The 21255-nt window shown below is 69.7% G+C and carries 14 protein-coding genes; 8 read left to right on the top strand and 6 right to left on the bottom strand.

Going from position 1 to position 21255, the window contains the following annotated elements; genetic code table 11:
• Window positions 1-2: 2 nt before the first annotated feature.
• The 5 genes from HCR12_RS03055 to HCR12_RS03075 form a co-directional block, all read right to left on the bottom strand.
• Entirely contained in the window at window positions 3-1343 is a 1341-nt protein-coding gene (locus HCR12_RS03055; RefSeq protein WP_166867881.1) for an O-acetylhomoserine aminocarboxypropyltransferase/cysteine synthase family protein, read from the bottom strand.
• 82 nt (window positions 1344-1425) lie between these two features.
• Window positions 1426-2409: a D-alanine--D-alanine ligase family protein gene (locus HCR12_RS03060; RefSeq protein WP_166867879.1), complete on the bottom strand. Its 984-nt coding sequence runs from the start codon at window positions 2407-2409 to the stop codon at window positions 1426-1428.
• Window positions 2406-3503 (bottom strand): alanine racemase, encoded by a 1098-nt coding sequence (alr, locus tag HCR12_RS03065; protein ID WP_166867877.1) that lies wholly within the window; start codon window positions 3501-3503, stop codon window positions 2406-2408. The genes HCR12_RS03060 and alr overlap by 4 nt, the downstream gene beginning before the upstream one ends.
• Before the next feature lie 46 nt (window positions 3504-3549).
• Window positions 3550-6321, bottom strand: coding sequence for a hypothetical protein (locus HCR12_RS03070; RefSeq protein ID WP_166867875.1), 2772 nt, complete (start codon window positions 6319-6321; stop codon window positions 3550-3552).
• A gap of 124 nt (window positions 6322-6445) precedes the next feature.
• Window positions 6446-8101, bottom strand: a complete 1656-nt coding sequence (locus HCR12_RS03075; protein WP_166867873.1) for a dolichyl-phosphate-mannose--protein mannosyltransferase — start codon at window positions 8099-8101, stop codon at window positions 6446-6448.
• Between the two features lie 136 nt (window positions 8102-8237).
• On the opposite strand from HCR12_RS03075, the gene rsmI reads away from it, so the two are divergent.
• A complete protein-coding gene (gene rsmI / locus HCR12_RS03080; protein ID WP_166867871.1) occupies window positions 8238-9044 on the top strand; it encodes a 16S rRNA (cytidine(1402)-2'-O)-methyltransferase in 807 nt (268 codons plus the stop codon).
• 96 nt (window positions 9045-9140) lie between these two features.
• Here rsmI and HCR12_RS03085 read toward each other — a convergent pair whose 3' ends face one another.
• Complete coding sequence (locus HCR12_RS03085; RefSeq protein ID WP_224763608.1) at window positions 9141-9593, bottom strand: hypothetical protein; 453 nt, start codon at window positions 9591-9593, stop codon at window positions 9141-9143.
• A 60-nt stretch (window positions 9594-9653) separates the two neighbouring features.
• Here HCR12_RS03085 and metG point away from each other — a divergent pair, with 60 nt between their 5' ends.
• The 7 genes from metG to HCR12_RS03120 all read left to right on the top strand — a co-directional run bounded on the left by metG (window position 9654) and on the right by HCR12_RS03120 (window position 21247).
• Window positions 9654-11243 (top strand): methionine--tRNA ligase, encoded by a 1590-nt coding sequence (gene metG, locus HCR12_RS03090; protein ID WP_166867869.1) that lies wholly within the window; start codon window positions 9654-9656, stop codon window positions 11241-11243.
• Window positions 11240-12160: a TatD family hydrolase gene (locus HCR12_RS03095; RefSeq protein ID WP_166867867.1), complete on the top strand. Its 921-nt coding sequence runs from the start codon at window positions 11240-11242 to the stop codon at window positions 12158-12160. The genes metG and HCR12_RS03095 overlap by 4 nt, the downstream gene beginning before the upstream one ends.
• A 163-nt stretch (window positions 12161-12323) precedes the next feature.
• Window positions 12324-17135: a DUF11 domain-containing protein gene (locus HCR12_RS03100; protein ID WP_166867865.1), complete on the top strand. Its 4812-nt coding sequence runs from the start codon at window positions 12324-12326 to the stop codon at window positions 17133-17135.
• Between the two features lie 117 nt (window positions 17136-17252).
• A complete protein-coding gene (gene rsmA, locus HCR12_RS03105) occupies window positions 17253-18086 on the top strand; it encodes a 16S rRNA (adenine(1518)-N(6)/adenine(1519)-N(6))-dimethyltransferase RsmA (protein ID WP_166867863.1) in 834 nt (277 codons plus the stop codon).
• Window positions 18087-18144: 58 nt separating this feature from the next.
• On the top strand, window positions 18145-19077 hold the full coding sequence (locus tag HCR12_RS03110) for a 4-(cytidine 5'-diphospho)-2-C-methyl-D-erythritol kinase (protein WP_166867861.1): 933 nt from the start codon (window positions 18145-18147) through the stop codon (window positions 19075-19077).
• A gap of 6 nt (window positions 19078-19083) precedes the next feature.
• Window positions 19084-19359, top strand: a complete 276-nt coding sequence (locus HCR12_RS03115; protein WP_166867859.1) for a hypothetical protein — start codon at window positions 19084-19086, stop codon at window positions 19357-19359.
• 61 nt (window positions 19360-19420) lie between these two features.
• Window positions 19421-21247: an ABC-F family ATP-binding cassette domain-containing protein gene (locus tag HCR12_RS03120; RefSeq protein ID WP_166867857.1), complete on the top strand. Its 1827-nt coding sequence runs from the start codon at window positions 19421-19423 to the stop codon at window positions 21245-21247.
• Window positions 21248-21255: the final 8 nt, after the last annotated feature.

Here is a 21255-nt window from a genome sequence, read left to right on the forward strand (position 1 = left end):
GCCTATTCTCCCTTCACTGCGGCGTCGAGCGCCTGGTCGAGGTCGTACAGGATGTCGTCGGGATCCTCGATGCCCACCGAGATGCGCACGAGGCCCGGCAGCACGCCGCCGTCGATCAGCTGCTGCTCGGTGAGCTGCGCGTGCGTCGTCGACGCGGGATGGATGACGAGCGTCTTCGCGTCGCCGATGTTCGCCAGGTGGCTCGCCAGGTCGACCGACTCGATGAAGGTGCGGCCCACGGCACGCGAGTCGCGCGTGGCGGTGCCCTTCACGCCGAAGCTGAAGACCGATCCGGGGCCCTTCGGGAAGTAGCGCTGGGCACGAGCGTGGTGCGGGTGCGATTCGAGGCCCGCCCAGTTGACGAACTCGATGCGAGGGTCGTTCTCGAGGAACTCGGCCACGAGCGCTGCGTTGTCGACGTGCGCCTGCATGCGGAACGGCAGCGTCTCGACACCCTGCGCGAGCAGCCAGGCCGAGTGCGGAGCGAGCGCGGGGCCGATGTCGCGCAGCTGCTCGGCGCGCAGGCGCGTGAGGAACGCGTATTCGCCGAAGTTGCCGTGCCAGTTGAGGCCGCCGTAGTGCGGCACCTCCTGGTCGAAGAGCGGGAAGCGCTCGTTCGCCCAGTGGAAGCGGCCGGATTCGACGACGACACCACCGAGGGTGGTGCCGTGTCCGCCGAGGAACTTGGTGGCGGAGTGGATGACGACATCCGCTCCCCATTCGATCGGGCGGTTGAGGTACGGGGTCGCGACCGTCGAGTCGACGATGAGCGGGAGGTTGTGGCCGTGTGCGACGTCGGCGAGACCCTCCAGATCCGCGATGTCGCCGGAGGGGTTGGTGATCGACTCGACGAAGATGAGCTTCGTCTTATCGGTGATCGCCGCGGCGTAGTCCGCAGGGTTCGTGCCGGTGACGAACGTCGTGTCGACGCCGAAGCGGCGTAGCGTCACATCGAGCTGGGTGACGGTGCCGCCGTAGAGGCTCTGCGCGGCGACGATGTGGTCGCCGGCACCCGCGAGGGAGGCGAAGGTGATGAACTCGGCGCCGAGGCCGGATGCGGTGGCGACAGCTCCGAGCCCGCCCTCGAGCGAGGCGACGCGCTCCTCGAAGGAGGCGACCGTGGGGTTCGCGACGCGCGAGTAGATGTTGCCGTACTTCTGCAGCGCGAAGCGGGCGGCGGCATCCGCGGTGTCGTCGAACACGAATGCGCTCGACTGGTAGATCGGCAGGGCGCGGGCGCCGTGCACGCCGTCGGGGATGTTGCCCGCGTGGATGGCGCGGGTGCGGAAGCCCCAGGCGTGGTCGGAGGAGGGCGCGGAGGAGGCGTCGTCGCTGGCAGACATTCGCCCAGGCTATCGGGGGGCTGTTGCCATATTTCGGTCTGTGTCATCGCCGCCGTGGCAGTGCCTGCGGCAGCGCCGGAAGTCAGCGGATGCGGTGCGGATCGCTCCGCGCGAGCGCGGTCGTCACGAGCAGCTCGACGAGCGCCGGGTAGTCGATGCCGCGGGCGGCCGCCATGCGCGGCACCTGCGAGCGCGCGGTGAAACCGGGGAAGGTGTTGACCTCGTTGAGCAGCACCTCGCCCGCGCTCACGAAGAAGTCGATGCGCGCGAGTCCCTGCGCGCCGATCGCCCGGAAGGTCGAGAGCGCGGCGGCGTTCAGCCGCGCGAGCACGCCCTCGTCGAGTGGCGCCGGGATGCGGAAGTCGGGTTCGCGTTCGTACTTCTCGTGCGCGTCGAAGAGCCCGCCACCCGCGACGACGATCTCCAGCGGCGGCAGGCACTCGAGCCGCCCATCCTGATGCTCGATCACCGCCACGTCGATCTCGCGCCCGCGCACCAGCTGCTCGACCACCGCCTCATCCCCGAAAGCGAGCGCCGTCGCGACCGCCGCACCCAGGTCGTCGCGGTCCTCGACGAGCACGACGCCGTGGCTCGAGCCGCCGCGATCCGGCTTCACGACCACGGGCAGCGGAACGTCGGCAAGGCGCGCATCGGCGGCATCCCGCACCACGAAGCCCGCCGCGCTCGGCACCCCGGTGTCGGCGGCGACGGCCTTCGTGGCGCGCTTGCTCATCGCAAGGGCCCCCGCAGCGACCCCCGATCCCACGTACGGCACGCCCACGAGGTCGAGCAGCGCCGCGATCGTGCCGTCCTCGCCGCGCGCCCCGTGGAGGGCCGGGATCACGACATCGGCGCGTTCGAGGATGCCGATCGCACCCGCGAGGTCGCCCGGCACGTCGCGTCCGTCGGCGCGCGCCCACGATCCATCCGGGCGGATCGTCAGCTCGACCACGTCGAACCGCGAGCGGTCGAGCGCGGCCGCGATGCCCGCCGCGGAAGCGAGCGAGACCTCGTGCTCGCTCGATGTGCCTCCGCCGATCACCACCACCCGGGTGACGGCGCTCATGCCGCCTGCTCCACGTGCACGCGCGGCCCGATGCGCGTCACGAGCTCATGCTCGATCGTTCCCGCCCAGCGCGCCCACTCGTGCAGCGTCGGCTCGCCGTCGTCACCCGAGCCGAACAGCACCACCTCGTCACCCGCCTCGATGCCGGCCTCGCCCACATCCACGACCGTCTGATCCATCGACACGACCCCCGCGATCGGCACGCGGCGCCCGCGCACCCACGCGCTCGCGCCGGCGCCGAGCGTACGGGGGATGCCGTCGGCGTAGCCGAGCGGCAGCAGAGCGAGCCGCGTGCGGTGCCGGGTGAGGTAGTGCGCGCCGTAGCCCACAGGGGTGTCGGCCGGCACATCGCGCACGGTCGTCACGTGCGTCGCCAGGCGCATCGCACCGCGGAGCGTGGTGGAGCCCGACGGGTCGATGCCATAGAGCCCCGCGCCGACGCGCACCATGTCGAAGTGCGTGCTCGGATCGGTGAGCGTCGCGGCCGTCGCAGCGAGGTGCACGTGCCGCGGGGTGAGCCCGAACGTGCGCGCCGTGCGCGCCGCCGCATCCGTGAGCAGACGCTGACGCACCGTGAGCGGATGCCGCGGCTCGTCGGCGCGCGCCAGGTGGCTCATGATGCCGACGACCCGGATCGTGCCCTCGGCCTCGTACTCCCGAGCCAGTCGGCAGAGTGCCCGCCACTCCGTCGACGACGCCCCGTCGCGCGCCATCCCGGAATCCAGGTGCAGGTGCACGCGGGCCGTCGCGCCGAGCGCACGAGCACCCGCCGCCGTGCGCGCGAGGTGCGCGATGCTGGGCACCGCGAGTTCGATGCGGTGCCGCACTGCCGACACGACGTCCGCGTCCACCGGGTTCAGCCAGCTGAGGATCGGCACATCGATGCCCGCCCAGCGCAGCGGCAGGGCCTCCTCGATGCTTGTCACCCCGAGCCGCGTCGCGCCGGCTTCGAGCGCCCGCAGCGCGGCCCGACCGTGACCGAATCCGTCGGCCTTCACCACCGCCATCACCTCGGACGTCGTGGCCGCGGCGATCGCCCGGGTGTTCGCGGCGATCGCGTCGCCGTCGATCGTCAGGGTGGTGTGTGCGCGCATGTGTGCTCCTCGCCTTCGACGCTACGGAGCAGATGCGCGCGCCTCGTCACTCCGGCGGATGACCCGTCGGGGCGGAGAGGATGAGATCGTCGTCAGCCTCGGGGATGCTCGCGGATGCCTTGTCGCGGTGTACGAGCCACCGCCACATCCCGAGCGTCAGAAGACAGTAGGCGCCCAGCACCAGGAGCCACACGCCGAGGTTCGCGACCTCGCTGGCCTCCATCGCCGTCGGCAGCACGATCAGGCAGAACACGAACTGGGTCACGAGGAACACCGCGAGCCAGAGCTTCTTCGACGCCTCCCAGATCGCCCGCCCCTCGAGGAACGTCAGAGGCAGCGCGGCGACAGCCGCGGCGGTGAGACCCTCGGCGGCGACCGCCACGAGGGTGTCGTTGACGAGCGCGCTGCCGAAGTCGTCGAGGGGCAGACCCGCCATCGCGGAATAGCCGAGCCAGGCCAGCACCGACACGGCGATCACGAGCCCGAAGCTCAGCAGGCTCGCGCCCACCCGAGCACGTCTGCTCGCCACCACCATCTCGGCGCCGATCGCGAGACCGATGAAGAAACCGGGGGCGAAGTCGAGGATGCGCGCCACGATCACACCGAGGATCGCGAGCGGCACGACGGAGAGATCCACCGAGATGCTCGACGCGGCACCCCACAGTCGTCGGGTGATCGCGCCCGTCATCGCCCCGACACCCCACGTGAGGATGAACAGCGCGAGTGCGAGCGCCAGCAGCATCCGCAGCGATGCGAGATCGGCCCCGAAACCCGGATCGGCGAAGCAGTAGACGAGGCTCATGACGATCACGACCACGGCGGAGACAGCGACCGGAGAACGCAGCGCACGGTGCAGCGCGGCGTTGGTCTTCTCGCCCACCGTTCCGAGCATCTGCAGCACGCGCCCGCGGTTGCCGCTGCCGCTCGTCAGGGCGGAGTTCAGCAGCTCGGTGGGAATCGACACCAGGAACAGCAGCGCGAGCGCGAGGAGCGCGGCTGCTGCGAACGACGCCGGATTCTCGAACAGGAACCGCAGCGTGGGCAGGCTGTCGCTCAAGGAGTTGGGGGCACCCGGGTCGTTGCGGGATGCCCCGGCATCACCCTGCAGCGGACCCGACGCCGTCACCTGCTGCTCGGGCTCATCCGCGATCGGGTCGAGCGCAACGGCCCGCACGCCCACGCCCTCGCGCTGTTCGCGCGCAGCTTCGCCATCCACCTCGGCGCGCAGCACCAGTTCGTGATCGCCCGGCTCGATGTCGAGCGGCACCGTGCCGAAGATGCGGAACGTGCGGTCGGCCCCCACGATCATCGAACCGAGCACGATCGGCTCCGAATGGAGCTCGAGGGTGACGCGGGTGCCAGGGGGAGGCCCGTCTCCCGTGACGCCGACCCTGTCTCCGGGGAGCAGGTCGTCGCCGCCCTCGAACACGTAGCGCCACTCCCAGGGGGGAACGGAAGCCGCAGCAGCTGGCGGCACGGTCGGAGGCACGGTCTGCGGCGGGGTCTGCGGCGGGGGCGGGGTCGCCGGGGCGGCGGGGATGTTGACGACAGTTCCGACCGTGACGGTGGAGAGCCCCTGGTGCGAGTCATCCGGAATGATGGTCGACGTGCCATCGCTGGCCGTCGCCGCCACGAAACCGACTGAGCCCGCTTGAGCGGTGAACGCGCGCTGCCCGGCGGCCGGGTATGCGGTGCAGGAGCCGGTGGTTCCGGTTCCGGTGATCGTGCAGAGGACGTCGTCGACCCCGGTTTCCCGGATGTCGACCTCCGCATCGGGGTCCTTCGTGACGGTGAAGGTGACGCTGCGATCGGCGTTGACGACGGTGGTGAGGGTGGGAGCGTTCGGAATCCTCACGAAGTCGTTGCGCGCGCTGTAGTGCGAGTCGACGAAGATCCGCCACACGCCCGGCGTGATCCCCGAGAACGTGCACTCGAGAGCGTCGATCTCCTCGCGGCAGCTGTCCAGCTGGTCGACCCAATCGTACGAGGTCGGGTAGTTCGGACCCACGCCGTGCAGCGACAGGCCGAGCCAGGGGTCCGTCGACTCGGTGGTCGCCGCCACATGAACCTCGGCCGGGCCGAACGTGTAGGTCACCTGGGGGATGGCGATCTGGCGGACCTCCACACTGAGGGACGTCTCCAGGGCGTATCCCTGGGAGTCGGTGGTGTGCGCGCGGAGGATGAGCTCGCCGAGGCTCGGGACGGGCCGTATGCACTGCCAGGTGCCGCCCGTGCTGATCGTCTCGTTGCACAGCGATTCGTACGTGGAATCATCGGCGCCCGAGAGCTTCCACATCACATGGACGACGGATCCGATCGGGCCACTCCCCGCGAGAACGATGGCCTCGCTGTTCCAGTATTCGGCGGGCCCCTCTGACGCAACCGGCGACGTGATCTCGAGGTACGCCTCGATGCCGTGCACGGTCGCCTGCACGGTCTCCGGCACGGAGTCGAGGCTGTCGACAGCGGTCACCTCGATCACGTTCGGTCCGAGGGCGAACGTGATGTCGCACGAGTAGGGGCCGGAAGTGGGGGAGACGGTGCACGTATCCAAGTTGGTGACGTTGGTGACCGTGACGGATCCGCCGGGGCTTCCGGGCCCCCACGTCACCGTGCCAGCGACCGTGTTGGGGCCCGACTCGACCATCGTTTCGTCACCCGGGTAGTAGATCTGAAGGCCGGTCGGTGCGGCGGTCGCACTCACGACAGGCGCGAGGGCGAGCGCTCCGAGCAGCACGGCGGTCACCGCGGTCCGGCTGCGTCGGCGGGTGCGGAGCGCGGAGCGCGCGGGCGTGCGGGTGTCGTCGGTGGTGGTCACAGCTGCCTCGTCGGTGGGGCATCGGCGGATCGGGAGATCGCAGGCGGGGGCATGCGCCGGCTCATGTCTGTCGGCCGAAGACTAGCGCCTCGGACTCTTCCTGGGAAGAGGGTTCGAGCTTTCGTCAGAACCAGCCGGGCAGCCAGTAGTGCATGCGGATGAACCAGACCGGCATCGGCTGGCCCGTCCACATCGGAAGGAAGAACGCCGACACGATCAGCACCAGCACCAGGAACACCGTCCCCGTCACCAGCGCAGGCACCCGCAGACGCTCCGGGTCATCGCGCCGCCCCACGATCGCGGCGATCGCGGCCGTGAGCGCGAGAACCATGAACGGCTCGAACGCGATCGTGTAGAACTGGAACACCGTGCGGTTCAGGTACATCAGCCACGGCAGGTAGCCGGCCGCCATTCCGGTGAGGATGAACGCATCCGCCCACACCGGCTCGCTGCGCATGAGGCCGCGGACGACGCGCACCACGAGGAACCCGAGGGCGGCAGTCGCACCCCACCAGATCAGCGGATTCGCGATGTCGAGGATCGCCGACGCCGTGCCGTCGCCGTGGTCCTGGTAGAACATCGACGTCGGGCGCACCAGGAACAGCCAGGTGAGCGGGTTCGCCTGATACGGATGCGGTGTGCTCTCGGACACGTGGTAGCCCCACACCTGCGACTGGAAGTGCCACCAGTTCTGGAACTCGACAGGCACCCACGCCAGCAGGCCCTCCCAGCGGGTGCCGCCCTGCTCCTCGACCCACCGGCGGCTGTAGCCGCCGTCGGTCGCGAACCAGCTCCACCAGGTGAGCATGTGGGTCACCGCGGCGAGCGGCACGAGCGAGACGAAGTTGACGGGGGCCTGCTTGAGGAGCGCGCCGACCGCCCACAGCTCGATGCCCGCCTGCTTGCGCAGGAACGCGTCCGACACCACCGTGAAGATGCCGAAGACGGCGAGGAAGTACAGGCCCGACCACTTGACGCTCGTCGCGCACCCGAACGCGACCGCGGCGGCGATGAGCCACGGCCGCCACCACAGGGTCGGGCCCCAGGGGGAGCCGCGGCTCTCGAGCGCCGCGGCGAGCCGGATGCGGAACCAGTCGCGGTCGAGCAGCACGAAGTACGCGCCCAGCAGCCCGAAGAACGCGACCCCCGTGTCGAGGACCGCCACGCGGCACATGACGATCGCGTTGCCGTCGATCGCGATGAGGGCGCCCGCGAGCACCGCGAGAGTCGTGGAGGCGAACAGCCGCTTCGCGACGAGCATCGTGAGGGCGACGAGCAGCACGCCCACCACGGCCATCCCGACCCGCCATCCGAAGCCGCTGTCGGTGCCGAACAGCGCCATGCCTGCCGCGATGATCCACTTTCCGAGCGGCGGGTGCACGACGAAGGAGGCGTCGCGCAGGTAGGTGTTGGGGTCGCCCGCGAGGAACGACTCGTTGGCGTCGTCCGCCCATCGCGACTCGTAGCCGAGCTGCGAGAGCGTCCACGCATCCTTCACGTAGTAGGTCTCGTCGAACACGATCGCGTGCGGGTTGTCGAGGCCGATCAGGCGCGTCGCCGCGGCGACGCCGATGACGGCGGCGGGGGCGCCCCAGGTCCACGCGCGACGGATCCGCGGATCCGCCATCCACCGCTCCCAGCGCTCGTCGAAGCGTGAGCCGACGGGTGCGGACTCGTGGGCGTGCGGGGCCGGAGCACTGGTCTCGGCGCGTGCCGCGCTGGCCGTCCCATCCGGGGTGGCACGCACAAGCCGGTCGAACTCGGACTCGCGCGCCTCCATCCCGGCATCGTATCCGCGCTCCGCCGCTGCTCCCGGTCCCCGGGCTCAGCCCGAGGTGCGCGGAATCCTCCCGAAGCAGATGCGCGCGGCGGGGGAGCGCAGGGGACGCGCGGCAACGCGGTGGGAGGATGGGCGGGTGATCATCCTCGCGGCGACCCCGATCGGCAATCTCGGCGATGCGTCCGCTCGCCTCATCGAAGCACTCGGCAACGCCGAGGTGATCGCCTCGGAGGACACCCGCACGACCGTGCAGCTCATGCGTGCTCTCGGCGTCGAGAACCGGCCCCGCCTCATCCCGCTGCACGAGCACAACGAGAGCGCCAAGGCCTCCGAGATCGTGGAGCTCGCGCGCGACACCGATGTTCTCGTGCTGTCGGACGCGGGCATGCCGACCGTCTCGGATCCGGGGTTCCCGCTCGTCGCGGCCGCCGCCGAGGCGGGCGTCACCGTGACGGCTCTGCCCGGCCCGTCGGCCGTGCTCACGGCGCTCGCCGTGTCGGGGCTTCCCACCGACCGCTTCTGCTTCGAAGGCTTTCTGCCGCGCAAGGGGCGCCTCCAGGCGCTGCGCACGCTCGCCGCCGAACCTCGCACCCTCGTGTTCTTCGAGTCGCCGCACCGCATCGGCGACGCCCTCGCGGATGCCGCTGCCGCGTTCGGCGCCGATCGGCGCGCGGTCGTCTGCCGCGAGCTCACCAAGCTCTACGAGGAGATTGCCCGCGGCACGCTCGCCGAACTCGCCGAGCGCTACGCCGAGGGTGCCCGCGGCGAGATCGTGCTCGTCATCGAGGGCGCGGCACCGGCCAGCGCGAGCTTCGAGGACGCCCTCGCCCAGGTGAAGGCACTCACCGCATCCGGGGTGCGCCTCAAAGAAGCCACCGCGGAGGTCGCCGAGGCGACAGGGCTCTCACGCCGCGAGCTCTACGAAGCCGCGCTCAAGAGCTGACGCGCCCCCGTTCTCCCGTGAGGTGTCACTTTGTGTCGCTCTCGAGCCTTTCGAAGCGGCACAAAGTGACACCTCAGGGGGTGTCGGGCCGGGGCGTCACGGCGAGGGGGACTGGAGAGCCTTGAGGAATGCGGTCATCTCGGGGGCCGCCGCGTCGGCGTCCGGAGAGTCGAGGTAGACGGCGACGAGCCGTGCATCCGGATTCGCGTCGAGCGTCGGAAGGAACGTGTCGCGCCACATCCACAGGTTGGGGTGGCCAACCTCCAGGCACGCTTCTGCGGGGGTGAGCCTGCGGATGATCTCCTCGAGCTGCGCGCGTGTCACCTCGAGTACGCAGGACCCGCGGCGGTAGCCCAGCACGGAGGCGGAGATCACGCCGGGCAGGATGTGGTTCTCGGTGTTCGCCACCGGAAAGTGGTGGGCTGCGGGTGTCTCGCCAGCAGGAATCAGTCCGATGCCGTGGGCGGCGGGCTGCACCCAGCCGACAAGCGATTCCGCGATCCGGGTGCGCGCCGCGATGATCTCGTCGAGGGTGGCCCACTGCTCCATGCGGGAAGAGTAGTGGCCGCGCGCCGTCACGATCCAGAAGCCCCAACTAGAATCGACCCCATGCCCGCCGGCGAGAGCTTCTTCATCACGACGCCCATCTTCTATGTCAACGATGTGCCCCACATCGGTCACGCGTACACGGAGGTCGCCGCAGACCTTCTGGCGCGTTGGCACCGTCAGGCGGGCGACGACACCTGGCTGCTCACGGGAACCGATGAGCACGGCCAGAAGATCCTGCGCACCGCCGCGGCGAACGGCGTCGAGCCGAAGGAGTGGGCCGACCGCCTCGTCGACTCCGCGTGGAAGCCTCTGCTCGAGACGATCGACATCTCGAACGACGACTTCATCCGCACGACGGACGAGCGCCACGAGACCGCTGTCGCCAAGTTCCTGCAGAAGCTGCACGATGACGGCTTCATCTACGACGGCGAGTACGAGGGCTACTACTGCGTCGGCTGCGAGGAGTACAAGCAGCTCGACGACCTCGACAAGGCCACCGATGGGGAGTACGCGGGTCAGCTCGTGTGCCGCATCCACTCGCGCCCGGTCGAGATCCTGCGCGAGAAGAACTACTTCTTCAAGATGAGCCAGTTCGCGCAGCCGCTGCTCGACCTGTACGAGAGCCAGCCGGACTTCATCCAGCCCGACAGCGTGCGCAACGAGATCGTGCAGTTCGTGAAGCAGGGGCTCTCGGATCTGTCGATCTCGCGGTCGAGCTTCGACTGGGGCATCAAGGTGCCGTGGGACGACTCGCATGTCGTGTACGTGTGGTTCGACGCGCTGCTCAACTACATCTCGGCGACCGGCTACGGCTCGGATGAGGAGACGTTCGCACGCCGCTGGCCGGGCGTGAACCTCGTGGGCAAGGACATCGCCCGCTTCCACGCGGTGATCTGGCCGGCGATGCTCATGGCGGCCGGGCTTCCCGTGCCGCGCAAGGTGTTCGGTCACGGCTGGCTGCTGGTCGGCGGCGAGAAGATGTCGAAGTCGAAGCTCACCGGCATCGCGCCGAACCAGATCACCGACACGTTCGGCTCGGATGCGTTCCGCTACTACTTCATGAGCGCGATCCGCTTCGGCCAGGACGGCTCGTTCTCGTGGGAGGACCTCTCGGCCCGCTACCAGGCCGAGCTCGCCAACGGCTTCGGCAACCTCGCCTCACGCGTGGTCGCGATGATCGGCAAGTACTACGACGGTGTGCTGCCCGCCCCGGCGGAGTACACGGACTCCGACCTCGCCATCCAGCAGGTCGTGGCGCAGGCGGTGACGAACGCGGACGCCGCGATCGAGAAGCTCGCCATCGACGACGCGATCTCGCACATCTGGACGATCGTCGACGCGCTCAATGGCTACATCACCGAGCAGGAGCCCTGGGTGCTCGCGAAGAGCGACGAGACGCGCGAGCGCCTCGGCACCGTGCTCTACACGACCGCTGAGGGCCTGCGCGCGCTCGCGGTGCTGCTCAACCCGGTCACCCCGAAGGCCACCGCGAAGCTGTGGGCGGCGCTCGGTGCCGAGGGTGCGCTCGGGGCACTCGACGCGCAGCCGCTGCGTGAAGCGGGCACCTGGGGCCAGCTCCCGGCGGCCACCCGCATCTCGCCGCTCGAGGCGCTCTTCCCGCGCATCGACGAGGCCACAGGAGCCGCGTGACCGATCCCTTCATCCGCGCTCGCGCAGCTTCCGATGAGAAGCCGCGCACGTATCCGCCGCTCCCTGAAGCGCTCGTGGTCTCTGTCTACGACAACCACACGCACCTCGAGATCGCGGATTCGGATGAGCCGCTCGACTACCGCGAGCAGCTCGACCGGGCGTCGAGCGTGGGGGTGAAGGGTGTCGTGCAGGTGGGCACCGATCTGGCGACCTCGCGGTGGAGCGCCGAGGTGGCGGCGGTCGAACCGCGCGTGCTCGCGGCGGTGGCGCTGCATCCGAACGATGCCCCTGATCTGGCCCGCGACGGGCTGCTCGATGAGCACCTCGCGGGGATCGACGAGCTCGCTGCGCGACCGCGCGTGCGCGCTGTGGGCGAGACAGGCCTCGACTTCTACCGCACCGAGGGCCAGGCGGGCATCGACGCGCAGTACCGCTCGTTCGAGGCGCACATCGAGATCGCGAAGCGCCACGGGCTCGCCCTGCAGATCCATGACCGCGACGCGCACCGCGAGGTGGTTGCGACCCTCGACCGCGTGGGCGCGCCCGAGCTGGTCGTCTTCCACTGCTTCTCGGGCGATGCGGCGTTCGCCGAGATCATCGCCTCGCGCGGCTGGTACGCCTCCTTCGCGGGCACGGTGACGTTCAAGAACGCCCCCGCGCTGCGTGACGCGCTCGAGGTGATGCCGCGTTCGCGCATTCTCATCGAGACGGATGCCCCCTACCTCACCCCGACACCGGTGCGGGGTCGGCCGAACGCCCCCTATCTGCTTCCGCACACGCTGCGCGCGATGGCCGGGCATCTCGGCACCGAGGCGTCGATGCTGGCCGCGCAGATCTGCTCCAACACGGAGGCCGTGTACGGCCACTGGAACGACCAGCCGGTGGACGCTCCCCGCGGGCCGTTCGCGCCGCACTGAGTTCTGCCGCTCTCCGCGTCGGGCGCGTCCGGGCGCCGACGCTGACCGCGATCACCGCTGCCGCACGTGGTGGACAGTCATGTCCACCTCCCGATAGTGTCTGTGTCAACTGTTGACGTGGCACCGACGCGCGTCGACGACTGCGTCAGATCCGGGGGGACCAATGACGAGCAACGAGATCACGCGTGCCCGTGCGCGTCGGCGCGAGCGCGCCCGCCAGACGACCCGCAAGGGAATCGCGAGCGGCCTCTCCGCCCTTCTGCTGGGCGGCCTGCTCGCCGCCGTGCCGGCGACCTCCGCGAGTGCCGCGGCCTTCACGCGAGACGAGGCTGTCGTCTACCTCGCGCAGGGCAACGACAACGACGACACACAGCTCATGCGCGGCCTGCAGAGCAACGGCGAGATCAGCTTCAGCAACATCGGCGGACCCCACCTCGCGGCGCCGTACAACGCAATCGCCTTCAACGAGCAGGACGGCTACCTGTATGGCGTCCGCCAGTCCCTCGGTGCGGGGGCCAAGGTCATCCGCATCGAGACGGGTGGCGCGGTGAGCGTCATCAAGGACGCCTCCGTGCCCTCGGTGATCGGCACCTTCGGCGACACCGCCAATCGCTTCTACTACTTCTCGCAGTCGACGATGTACTACACGAACGTCGCGAACCCGAGCGGGCCGACGACAGAGGTCACCCTCACCAACCCGAGCAGCGCCACCATCCCGCCCGACCTCACATTCGCCGACGGCTTCTTCTGGGGATACGGCGGCGGCGGCGACATCGTGCGCATCGGCCCGCTCGGCGGTGTGACGAAGTTCACAGTCCCGGCGCTCGTCGGCCACCCCGCGGCGGGCGGCGCGTTCACCTACGGCAACGGCAACCTCGGATTCTCGAAGAATGCCGGCGGCATCCTGCAGGTGAAGGTCACCAATCCGGCCTCCGCATCTCCCACGTTCACCCTCGTCTCGGCCATCTCCGGCCCCGGTTCGAGCGCCAACGACGCCACCGCGTCCCGCGGCAAGCCCGCCGACCTGGCGATCACCAAGTCGGCGTCGGTGACCGAGGCTGCGCGCGGTCAGAGCTTCACCTACACGCTCCGCGTGCGTAACAACGGCGCGGGCGTGTCATCGGGATTCACCGTCTCCGACTCGATCCCGTCGGCACTGGAGATCGGCAGCCTGCCGACTGGCTGCTCCGCGAACGGACAGGTCGTCACGTGCTCCGGCGGCCGCCTCACCGTCGACTCGACGACCACGTTCACGATCCCCGTGACCGTGCGCGGCACGGCATCTCGCGGCACCATCGCCAACACGGCCTCCGTGCTCGGCAACGAGCAGGACGCCGTCGCGAGCAACAACTCGAGCACCGCCGACGTGCGCATCCTCGTACCCTCGATGACGTTCACGAAGACGGCAGCAGTCGTCGGGGGCGGCGACGCGGCCCTGGGTGGGCAGATCGCGTACACCTTCGTCGTCACCAACACCGGTGATCTGCCGATCTCGGGCGTCAGCGTCTCCGACCCTCTCGTCACGGGCATCGCACCCGCCAGCGCCACGATCCCGGTCGGCGGCAGCCAGACCTTCACATCGACCCCGCTCAGCGTGACGCAGACACACGTCGACTCCGGTGCCGTCGTGAACACCGCCTCGGTCACCGGCACGGCCGCCGGGCAGACGCTCACCGCCACGTCCAGCGCGACCGTCGCGATCCCTGCTCGTCCGGGGCTCACCAGCCTCAAGACGGCAGCGCTGCAGGACGCCAACGGCAACGGCGTCGCCGATGAAGGCGAGACGATCGAATACACGATCCGCGTCGAGAACACCGGCAACGTGACGCTCACGGACGTCGGAGTCGACGATCCGAAGCTCCCGGGGCTGACCGCGACCGTCGTGCTGGCGCCAGGGGCGGTGCACGAGTTCGTCGGCGTGCACACCGTCACAGGCGCCGATCTCGCGGCCGGTGAGGTCGTCAACTCCGCCACCGCGACGGGAACCCCGCCAGGTGGAACGCAGATCACCACCCCGCCCACCACCACGACCACCCAGACGGCGGAGGTGGGGATCACGCTCGTGAAGTCGGCGGAGTGGTCCGGCCAGGCGGCGAACACGCCGGCATCGGAGGGGACCGTCGTCACCTACTACTTCGTGGTGACCAACACCGGCAACGTTCCGCTCGAAGGCGTCACGGTCTCGGATCCCATGCTCGTGGGTCGCGGCACGCTGAGCCCCGCTGCGGCCGATATCGCCCCCGGCGGCCAGCAGGTGTTCACCGCGACGCTCGAGGTCGAAGCGTCGGACATCATCGCAGGCGTCGTCGCGAATGAGGCGACGGCGACCGGCACGCCGGTGGGAGGCACCCCGGTGACCTCGGCGCCGTCGACCACGACGATCCCACTCGCCGCGGCCGAGCCGGCGCTCGCACTGGCGAAGACCGCCGTGCTGAACGACACGAACGGCAACGGCTTCGCTGATGTCGGCGAGCAGATCGAGTATCGGCTGGTGACCACCAACACCGGGAACGTCTCCCTGTTCGACGTCACCGTCGACGATCCGATGTTCACGACCGGACAGCTCACCCCGTCGTCGCACGCCTCGCTTCGTCCGGGCGCGCAGGGCGTCTCCACTGCCACCTACACGGTCACGCAGACGGACGTCGATGCGGGGATCGTGTCCAACACCGCGACCGCCACCGTCCCCGACCCGCGCGGCGGAGGCGATCTGACCGCCACCAGCACCGCTGAGGTCGACACGGCGCCCGCAGCGCCCGGGCTCACGCTGCTGAAGACCTCTGAACTCGTCGACGCCAACGCCAACGGCGTGGCCGACGAGGGCGAGGAGATCACGTACCGCTTCGTCGCACGCAACACGGGCAACGTGACGCTGACGAACGTCACCGTCGATGACCCCATGTTCCCGGCGCCGCCGGCGATCGAGCTTGCCGCCACGCTGGCGCCTGGCGCGAGCGCAGAAGCGAGCCGCACCTACACGGTGCTCGCTCAGGACCTCGGCAACGGCGACCTCGTGAACACCGCGGTGGCGCGTGCGACACCCCCGACGGGCACCGAGGTCACGTCCGAACCGAGCAGCACCTCGACCGAGACGGTGGAGCCCGGCCTCGCCATCACCAAGAGCGCGAGCCTGTTCGATGTCGACGGCAGCGGTGCTGCGGGCATCGGCGAGACCATCACGTACACCTTCCGCGTTCAGAACACCGGGAACACCCGACTGGAGAATGTGCGCGTGCTGGATGATCGCGTCGCCAGCGTGAGCCCGGCGTCGATCACCCTCGAACCGCAGACAGAGTACGCATTCACGGCTGCCTACCTGGTGACGGAAGCGGACATCCTCGCCGGGTCGATCGTGAACGTCGCCGCAGCTGAGGGCACCGTGCCCGGAAGCGATGAGCCGCTTCGGTCGCCCGAGGACTCCGCGACGACCGACACCGACCCGGTGATCGAGGCCCTGGCGATCACCAAGCTGGCGGAGCTGAACGACGTCAACGGCAATACACTCGCCGACCTGGGCGAGACCATCAGCTACAGCTTCCTGCTCGAGAACCGCGGCAACGTCACTCTCACGGGAATCACGATCGAGGACCCGCGCGTGACGGGCCTCGGGGGTGCGTTCGACCTCGCCCCCGGCGAGCGGCGCACCGTGACCGCAGCGCCCTACACGGTGGTGCAGGCCGACATCGACGCGGGCGAGGTCGCCAACACCGCAACGGCGAACGGCGTCGGCCCCGGGGGCACCGTGCCGAGCGATCCCTCGACCGTCGTCGTCCCGGCGGTGCCCTCGGCGCCAGCGCTCACTCTCGTGAAGTCGGTCGAGATCACGGGCGCGGTGAACGACAACGGTGTGGCCGACACGACTGAGGTGCTCACCTACACCTTCGTGGTGACCAACACCGGGAACGTGACACTCGACGCCGTCGCCATCGACGACCCGATGCTCAGCGGCATCGCTTCGCCCGATTCCGGTCCCCTCGCTCCCGGCGCCTCGCGCACGTTCTCCGCGGACTACGTGGTGACCGCCGCCGACGTCAGCTCGCCGAATGGCGACGGGGCGATCGTGAACACGGCCCACGCCACTGCCGAGGCTCCTGACGGCACGCCCGTCGCATCCTCCCTGGCAGCGGCTTCTGTGCCCGTGGCCGACCCGGGGCTGCTCATCGAGAAGACCGCGAGCTTCGCCGACGCCAACGGGAACGGGATGGCAGATGTGGGGGAGACGGTGACATTCGCGTTCCTCGTGACCAACACGGGAAACGTGGCACTCACCGACATCGACGTCGTAGATGAACGCCTTGACGTGGTCGTGCCCGTGGGGCTTCTCGCCGCGGGCGCCTCGGCCACGGTGACGACCTCGTATGTCGTCACCGAGGCGGACACCATCGCGCAGGAGCTCGTGAACTCCGCGCAGGCGATCGGCGTCATCCCCGGAACCCCGCCGACGCCGGTCACCTCTCCGGAGAGCGTGACCTCGGTGCCGTTGGGTGCCGATCGTGCGGAGCTGGGCCTCGAGAAGACGGCAGTGCTCGATGACGCAGACGGTGACGGACTGGCGTCGGTCGGCGACACGATCGAGTACCGGTTCTCGATCGTGAACGTGGGGAACCGCACTGTCACGGGTATCGAGATCCAGGATCAGATGATCGAAGCCGAGCTCCCGGCGGGGCTCGCAAGCCTCGCTCCGGGTGAGAGCGCACTGCTCTCGGCGGTGCCCTACACGGTTCGCGCGGGCGACTTCTCGGACGGTGTGGTGCGCAACGTGGCGATGCTGCGGGGAACGGCGCCCGAGGGCCCCATCTCCTCGGTGCCGTCGACGGCGACAGTCGCGAGTGTGCAGCCGGAACCGGACCCGGTGCGTGACTGGCTCGCAGACACCGGCGCGCAGATCCGCACCCCGCTGAGCGTCGCTCTGCTCGCGCTCGGTGCCGGAGCTCTGCTCCTGGCGGCCCGGGCATGGCGCGCACGGACCGAGTGAGGTGACGCTGGGGGTGCCTGCTGCCGTGGGCACCCCCAGCCTGTCTCGCTAGGCTGAAACGGTGAACCGCCCTCCCCGACTGCAGCCGCACTCCGATCGACTCGAGCGGGGCACAGCGTGAGCCTGCTCGGGCCGGCCGAGATCCGCGATCTCGCCGAGAAGCTCGACCTGCAGCCCACGAAGAAGCTCGGCCAGAACTTCGTCGTCGACGGCAACACGGTGCGCAAGATCGTGCGCATCGCAGGTGTCGAGTCCGGTGACCACGTGCTCGAGGTGGGTCCCGGTCTCGGGTCTCTCACGCTCGGCATCCTCGAGGTGGGCGCGCGCGTGACCGCGGTCGAGATCGATGATCGCCTCGCCGCGCAGCTGCCGCACACGGTCGAGCTCATGCAGCCGGGTGCGCCGCTCACCGTCATCACGAGCGACGCGCTCAAGGTGCCGGGCGTCGAGGGCGACCCCACGGCGCTCGTCGCCAACCTGCCCTACAACGTGTCGGTGCCGGTGCTGCTGCACCTGCTGCACGTCGTGCCGAGCCTCACCAGCTCTGTCGTGATGGTGCAGGCGGAGGTCGGGCATCGTCTCGCAGCCGGCCCCGGTTCGCGCGTGTACGGATCGCCGAGCGTCAAGGTGAGCTGGTACGGCAGCTGGTCTCTCGTCGGCACCGTCAGCCGCCAGGTGTTCTGGCCAGTGCCGAATGTCGACTCCGTGCTCGTCGGATTCCGCTCGGCCGAGCATCCCGGAACGGAGGAGGAGCGCGTGCGCACCTTCGCCCTCGTCGATGCGGCATTCGGCCAGCGTCGCAAGATGCTCCGTCAGTCGCTCTCGCTCATGCTGGGCGGCAGCAGCGCATCCGCGTCGGAGGTTCTCGAGGCGGCGGGGGTCGACCCGACGCTCCGCGGCGAACAGCTGACCGTGCACGACTTCCTGCGCATCGCTCGGGTGGCCGGCTGACGGGCGTCTCGACGCGGGCGCGCACACCGGGCCGTTCCGCCTCCCGTAGGGTGGAGGAATGATCACCCCCCCGCGCAGCTCCGTGCACGTGCGGGCGCCGGGCAAGGTCAACGTCTTCCTCAAGGTGGGCGCCATCGACGACATGGGCTACCACGACGTCGCGATCGCGTATCAGGCCCTGTCTCTGTACGAGGATGTGCGCGTCACCGAGGCACCCGACTTCTCCGTCGAGGTCACGGGTTCGGTCGAGCTGGCGCGGGTGCCCACCGACGGATCCAACATCGCCATCAAGGCGGCGCGCATGCTCGCCGCGCGCACCGGCTACACGGGCGGCGCGCACATCGCGATCGAGAAGCACGTGCCCGTGACGGGCGGCATGGGAGGCGGGTCGGCGGATGCCGCGGCCACGCTGCTCGCGTGCGACGCGCTGTGGGGCACCGAGCTGCCGCGCGAGGAGATGCTGGAGCTGGCGCGCAAGCTCGGCGCTGATGTGCCGTTCGCGTTCACCGGCGGCACGGCGATCGGAACCGGCCGCGGGGATGAGCTCTCTCCCGCGCTCGCCCAGGGAAGCTTCCACTGGGTGCTCGCGCTGGCCGACTTCGGCCTGTCGACGCCCGCCGTCTACGCCGAACTCGACGCGCACCGCGAACGCCACGCGAACGTCATCACTCCCGCGCATCCGGCACCGTCGGTCGATGCGGATGTGCTGCACGCCCTGCGTGCGGGTGACGCGCGGATGCTCGCCGAGGTCATGCACAACGACCTGCAGGCTCCCGCGATCCACCTCGAGCCGACACTCGCGGATGTGCTCGAACTGGGGGAGCAGAACGGCGCACTCGCCGGAATCGTGTCGGGCTCCGGCCCCACGGTCGCGTTCCTCACCGCCGACCGCGACGCGGCACTCGAACTGCAGGTGGCGCTCTCGGCCGCACAGCTGAACGTGGTGCGCGCGACGGGCCCCGTGCACGGCGCCCGCATCATCGCCGACTGATCCGCCATGACCTCCGAGCAGATCGAACGCCCGCGCGAGGTGCCGGGACGCATCCCCGGATTCCTGCTGGGCATCGTCGCGCTGCTGTGCATCTACACCCCGGGCGTGGGACTTCTGTTCGCGGTCCCCGGGCTGATCCTCTCGCTGCGCGCCCTGCGCCGCATGCCCCCGGGGTCGCCCGGGCGCGGCCTTCCGCTCATCGGAGCCGCTATGTCGTTCATCGGCGGGGTCGGAACGTTCACCCTCGGTCTGCTGATCCTCATCGCCCCGCGGGTCGCCTGACCCGCTGGGCCGAAAGCCCGCGTCGGCGGCGGCATGCGCCCGCGCCTAGGCTGGGAGGCCTATGGCACACCTGCTCGGCGCTGAAGGCATCTCCCTCTCGTTTCCCACGAAGGACGTCTTCGACGACGTCACGGTCGGCATCGACGAAGGTGACCGCATCGGCATCGTCGGCCGCAACGGCGACGGCAAATCCACGCTCCTGCGCATCCTCGCCGGGCGTCAGCAGCCCGACTCGGGTCGCGTCACCGTGCGCGGCGGCACGCGCATCGGCATGCTCGACCAGTCCGACCGGCTCCCGGATGACGAGACGGTCGCGCACCTCATCGTGGGCGACCGCGAAGAGTACGAGTGGGCGGGCGATGCGAAGGTGCGCGACGTCATCCGCGGCCTCGTCTCCGACATCCCGTGGGAGGCGCGCATCGGCGACCTCTCCGGTGGTCAGCGTCGCCGCGTCGCGCTCGCGGCGCTGCTCAGCCACGAGTGGGATGTGATCTTCCTCGACGAGCCCACCAACCACCTCGACGTCGAAGGTGTCGCGTGGCTCGCCGAGCACCTCAAACGCCGCTGGTCGAAGAACCAGGGCGGGCTGCTCGTCGTCACCCACGATCGGTGGTTCCTCGACGAGGTCTCCACCGACACGTGGGAGGTGCACGACGGCATCATCGAGCCCTTCGAAGGCGGATATGCGGCCTACGTGCTGCAGCGCGTCGAGCGCGACCGGATGGCGGCCGCGACCGAGTCGAAGCGCCAGAACCTCATGAAGAAGGAGCTCGCGTGGCTGCGCCGCGGCGCCCCCGCACGCACCAGCAAGCCCAAGTTCCGCATCGACGCGGCCAACGCCCTCATCGACGATGTGCCTCCCGTGCGCGACAAGGTCGCGCTCGAGAAGCTCGCGACCTCGCGACTCGGCAAGGACGTCGTCGACCTGCTCGATGTGGGTGTGAGCTTCCCGGATGCGGACGGCGGCACGCGCGAGATCCTGCGGGACATCGAATGGCGCATCGCACCCGGTGAGCGCACCGGCATCCTGGGCGTCAACGGCGCCGGCAAGTCGACCCTGCTGGGTGTCGTCGCAGGATCCGTCACCCCGACTGTCGGCCGTGTGAAGCGCGGCAAGACGGTGAAGCTCGCGGTGCTCGACCAGCGTCTCTCCGAGCTCGAGGATCTCGCCAACGACCGCGTCGCGGATGTCGTGGGCCGCTACCGCACGAGCTACCAGGTGGGCGGCGGAGCAGAGCTCTCGCCCGGTCAGCTGCTCGAGAAGCTGGGCTTCACGAGTGCGCAGCTGTCGACCCCGGTGAAGGACCTCTCCGGCGGGCAGAAGCGCCGCCTGCAGCTGCTGCTCATCCTGCTCGACGAGCCCAACGTGCTCATCCTCGACGAGCCCACCAACGACCTCGACACCGACATGCTCGCGGCGATGGAGGACCTGCTCGACTCGTGGCCCGGCACGCTGCTCGTCGTCTCGCACGACCGGTACCTGCTCGAGCGCGTCACCGACAACCAGTACGCGGTGCTCGACGGACGGATGCGGCACCTGCCGGGCGGCGTCGACGAGTACCTCGCGCTGCGGGCAGGCGCCGAACAGGGCACCAACCTCACCCCGATGGATGCGGCTGCCGCGCCTGCTGCTTCGGCATCCGCTCCCGCGCCCACGGGCCTGTCCGGTGCCGAGCGCCGCAACGCCGAGAAGGAGCTCGCCTCGGTGGAGCGGCGGATGTCGAAGGTCGCCGAACTCATCCAGGCGAAGCACGACGCGTTCGCGACGGCCGACCAGGCCGACTACGCCGGCCTCGGCAAGCTGCAGGAGCAGCTCGCCGAGCTCGAAGCGGAGTCGGTGCAGCTCGAGGAACGCTGGATGGAGCTCGGCGAGGCCCTCGAGGCCTGAGGCCCGCG

Source organism: Salinibacterium sp. ZJ70 (genome assembly GCF_011751865.2).
Taxonomy (GTDB): Bacteria; Actinomycetota; Actinomycetes; order Actinomycetales; family Microbacteriaceae; genus Homoserinibacter.

Bases quoted from the DNA above. Each gene is read 5' to 3' on its own strand.
- HCR12_RS03055 (WP_166867881.1), bottom strand. From the start codon at position 1,343: ATGTCTGCCAGCGACGACGCCTCCTCCGCGCCCTCCTCCGACCACGCC.
- HCR12_RS03060 (WP_166867879.1), bottom strand. From the start codon at position 2,409: ATGAGCGCCGTCACCCGGGTGGTGGTGATCGGCGGAGGCACATCGAGC.
- alr (WP_166867877.1), bottom strand. From the start codon at position 3,503: ATGCGCGCACACACCACCCTGACGATCGACGGCGACGCGATCGCCGCG.
- HCR12_RS03075 (WP_166867873.1), bottom strand. From the start codon at position 8,101: ATGGAGGCGCGCGAGTCCGAGTTCGACCGGCTTGTGCGTGCCACCCCG.
- HCR12_RS03085 (WP_224763608.1), bottom strand. From the start codon at position 9,593: ATGGAGCAGTGGGCCACCCTCGACGAGATCATCGCGGCGCGCACCCGG.
- metG (WP_166867869.1), top strand. From the start codon at position 9,654: ATGCCCGCCGGCGAGAGCTTCTTCATCACGACGCCCATCTTCTATGTC.
- HCR12_RS03100 (WP_166867865.1), top strand. From the start codon at position 12,324: ATGACGAGCAACGAGATCACGCGTGCCCGTGCGCGTCGGCGCGAGCGC.
- HCR12_RS03110 (WP_166867861.1), top strand. From the start codon at position 18,145: ATGATCACCCCCCCGCGCAGCTCCGTGCACGTGCGGGCGCCGGGCAAG.
- HCR12_RS03115 (WP_166867859.1), top strand. From the start codon at position 19,084: ATGACCTCCGAGCAGATCGAACGCCCGCGCGAGGTGCCGGGACGCATC.
- HCR12_RS03120 (WP_166867857.1), top strand. From the start codon at position 19,421: ATGGCACACCTGCTCGGCGCTGAAGGCATCTCCCTCTCGTTTCCCACG.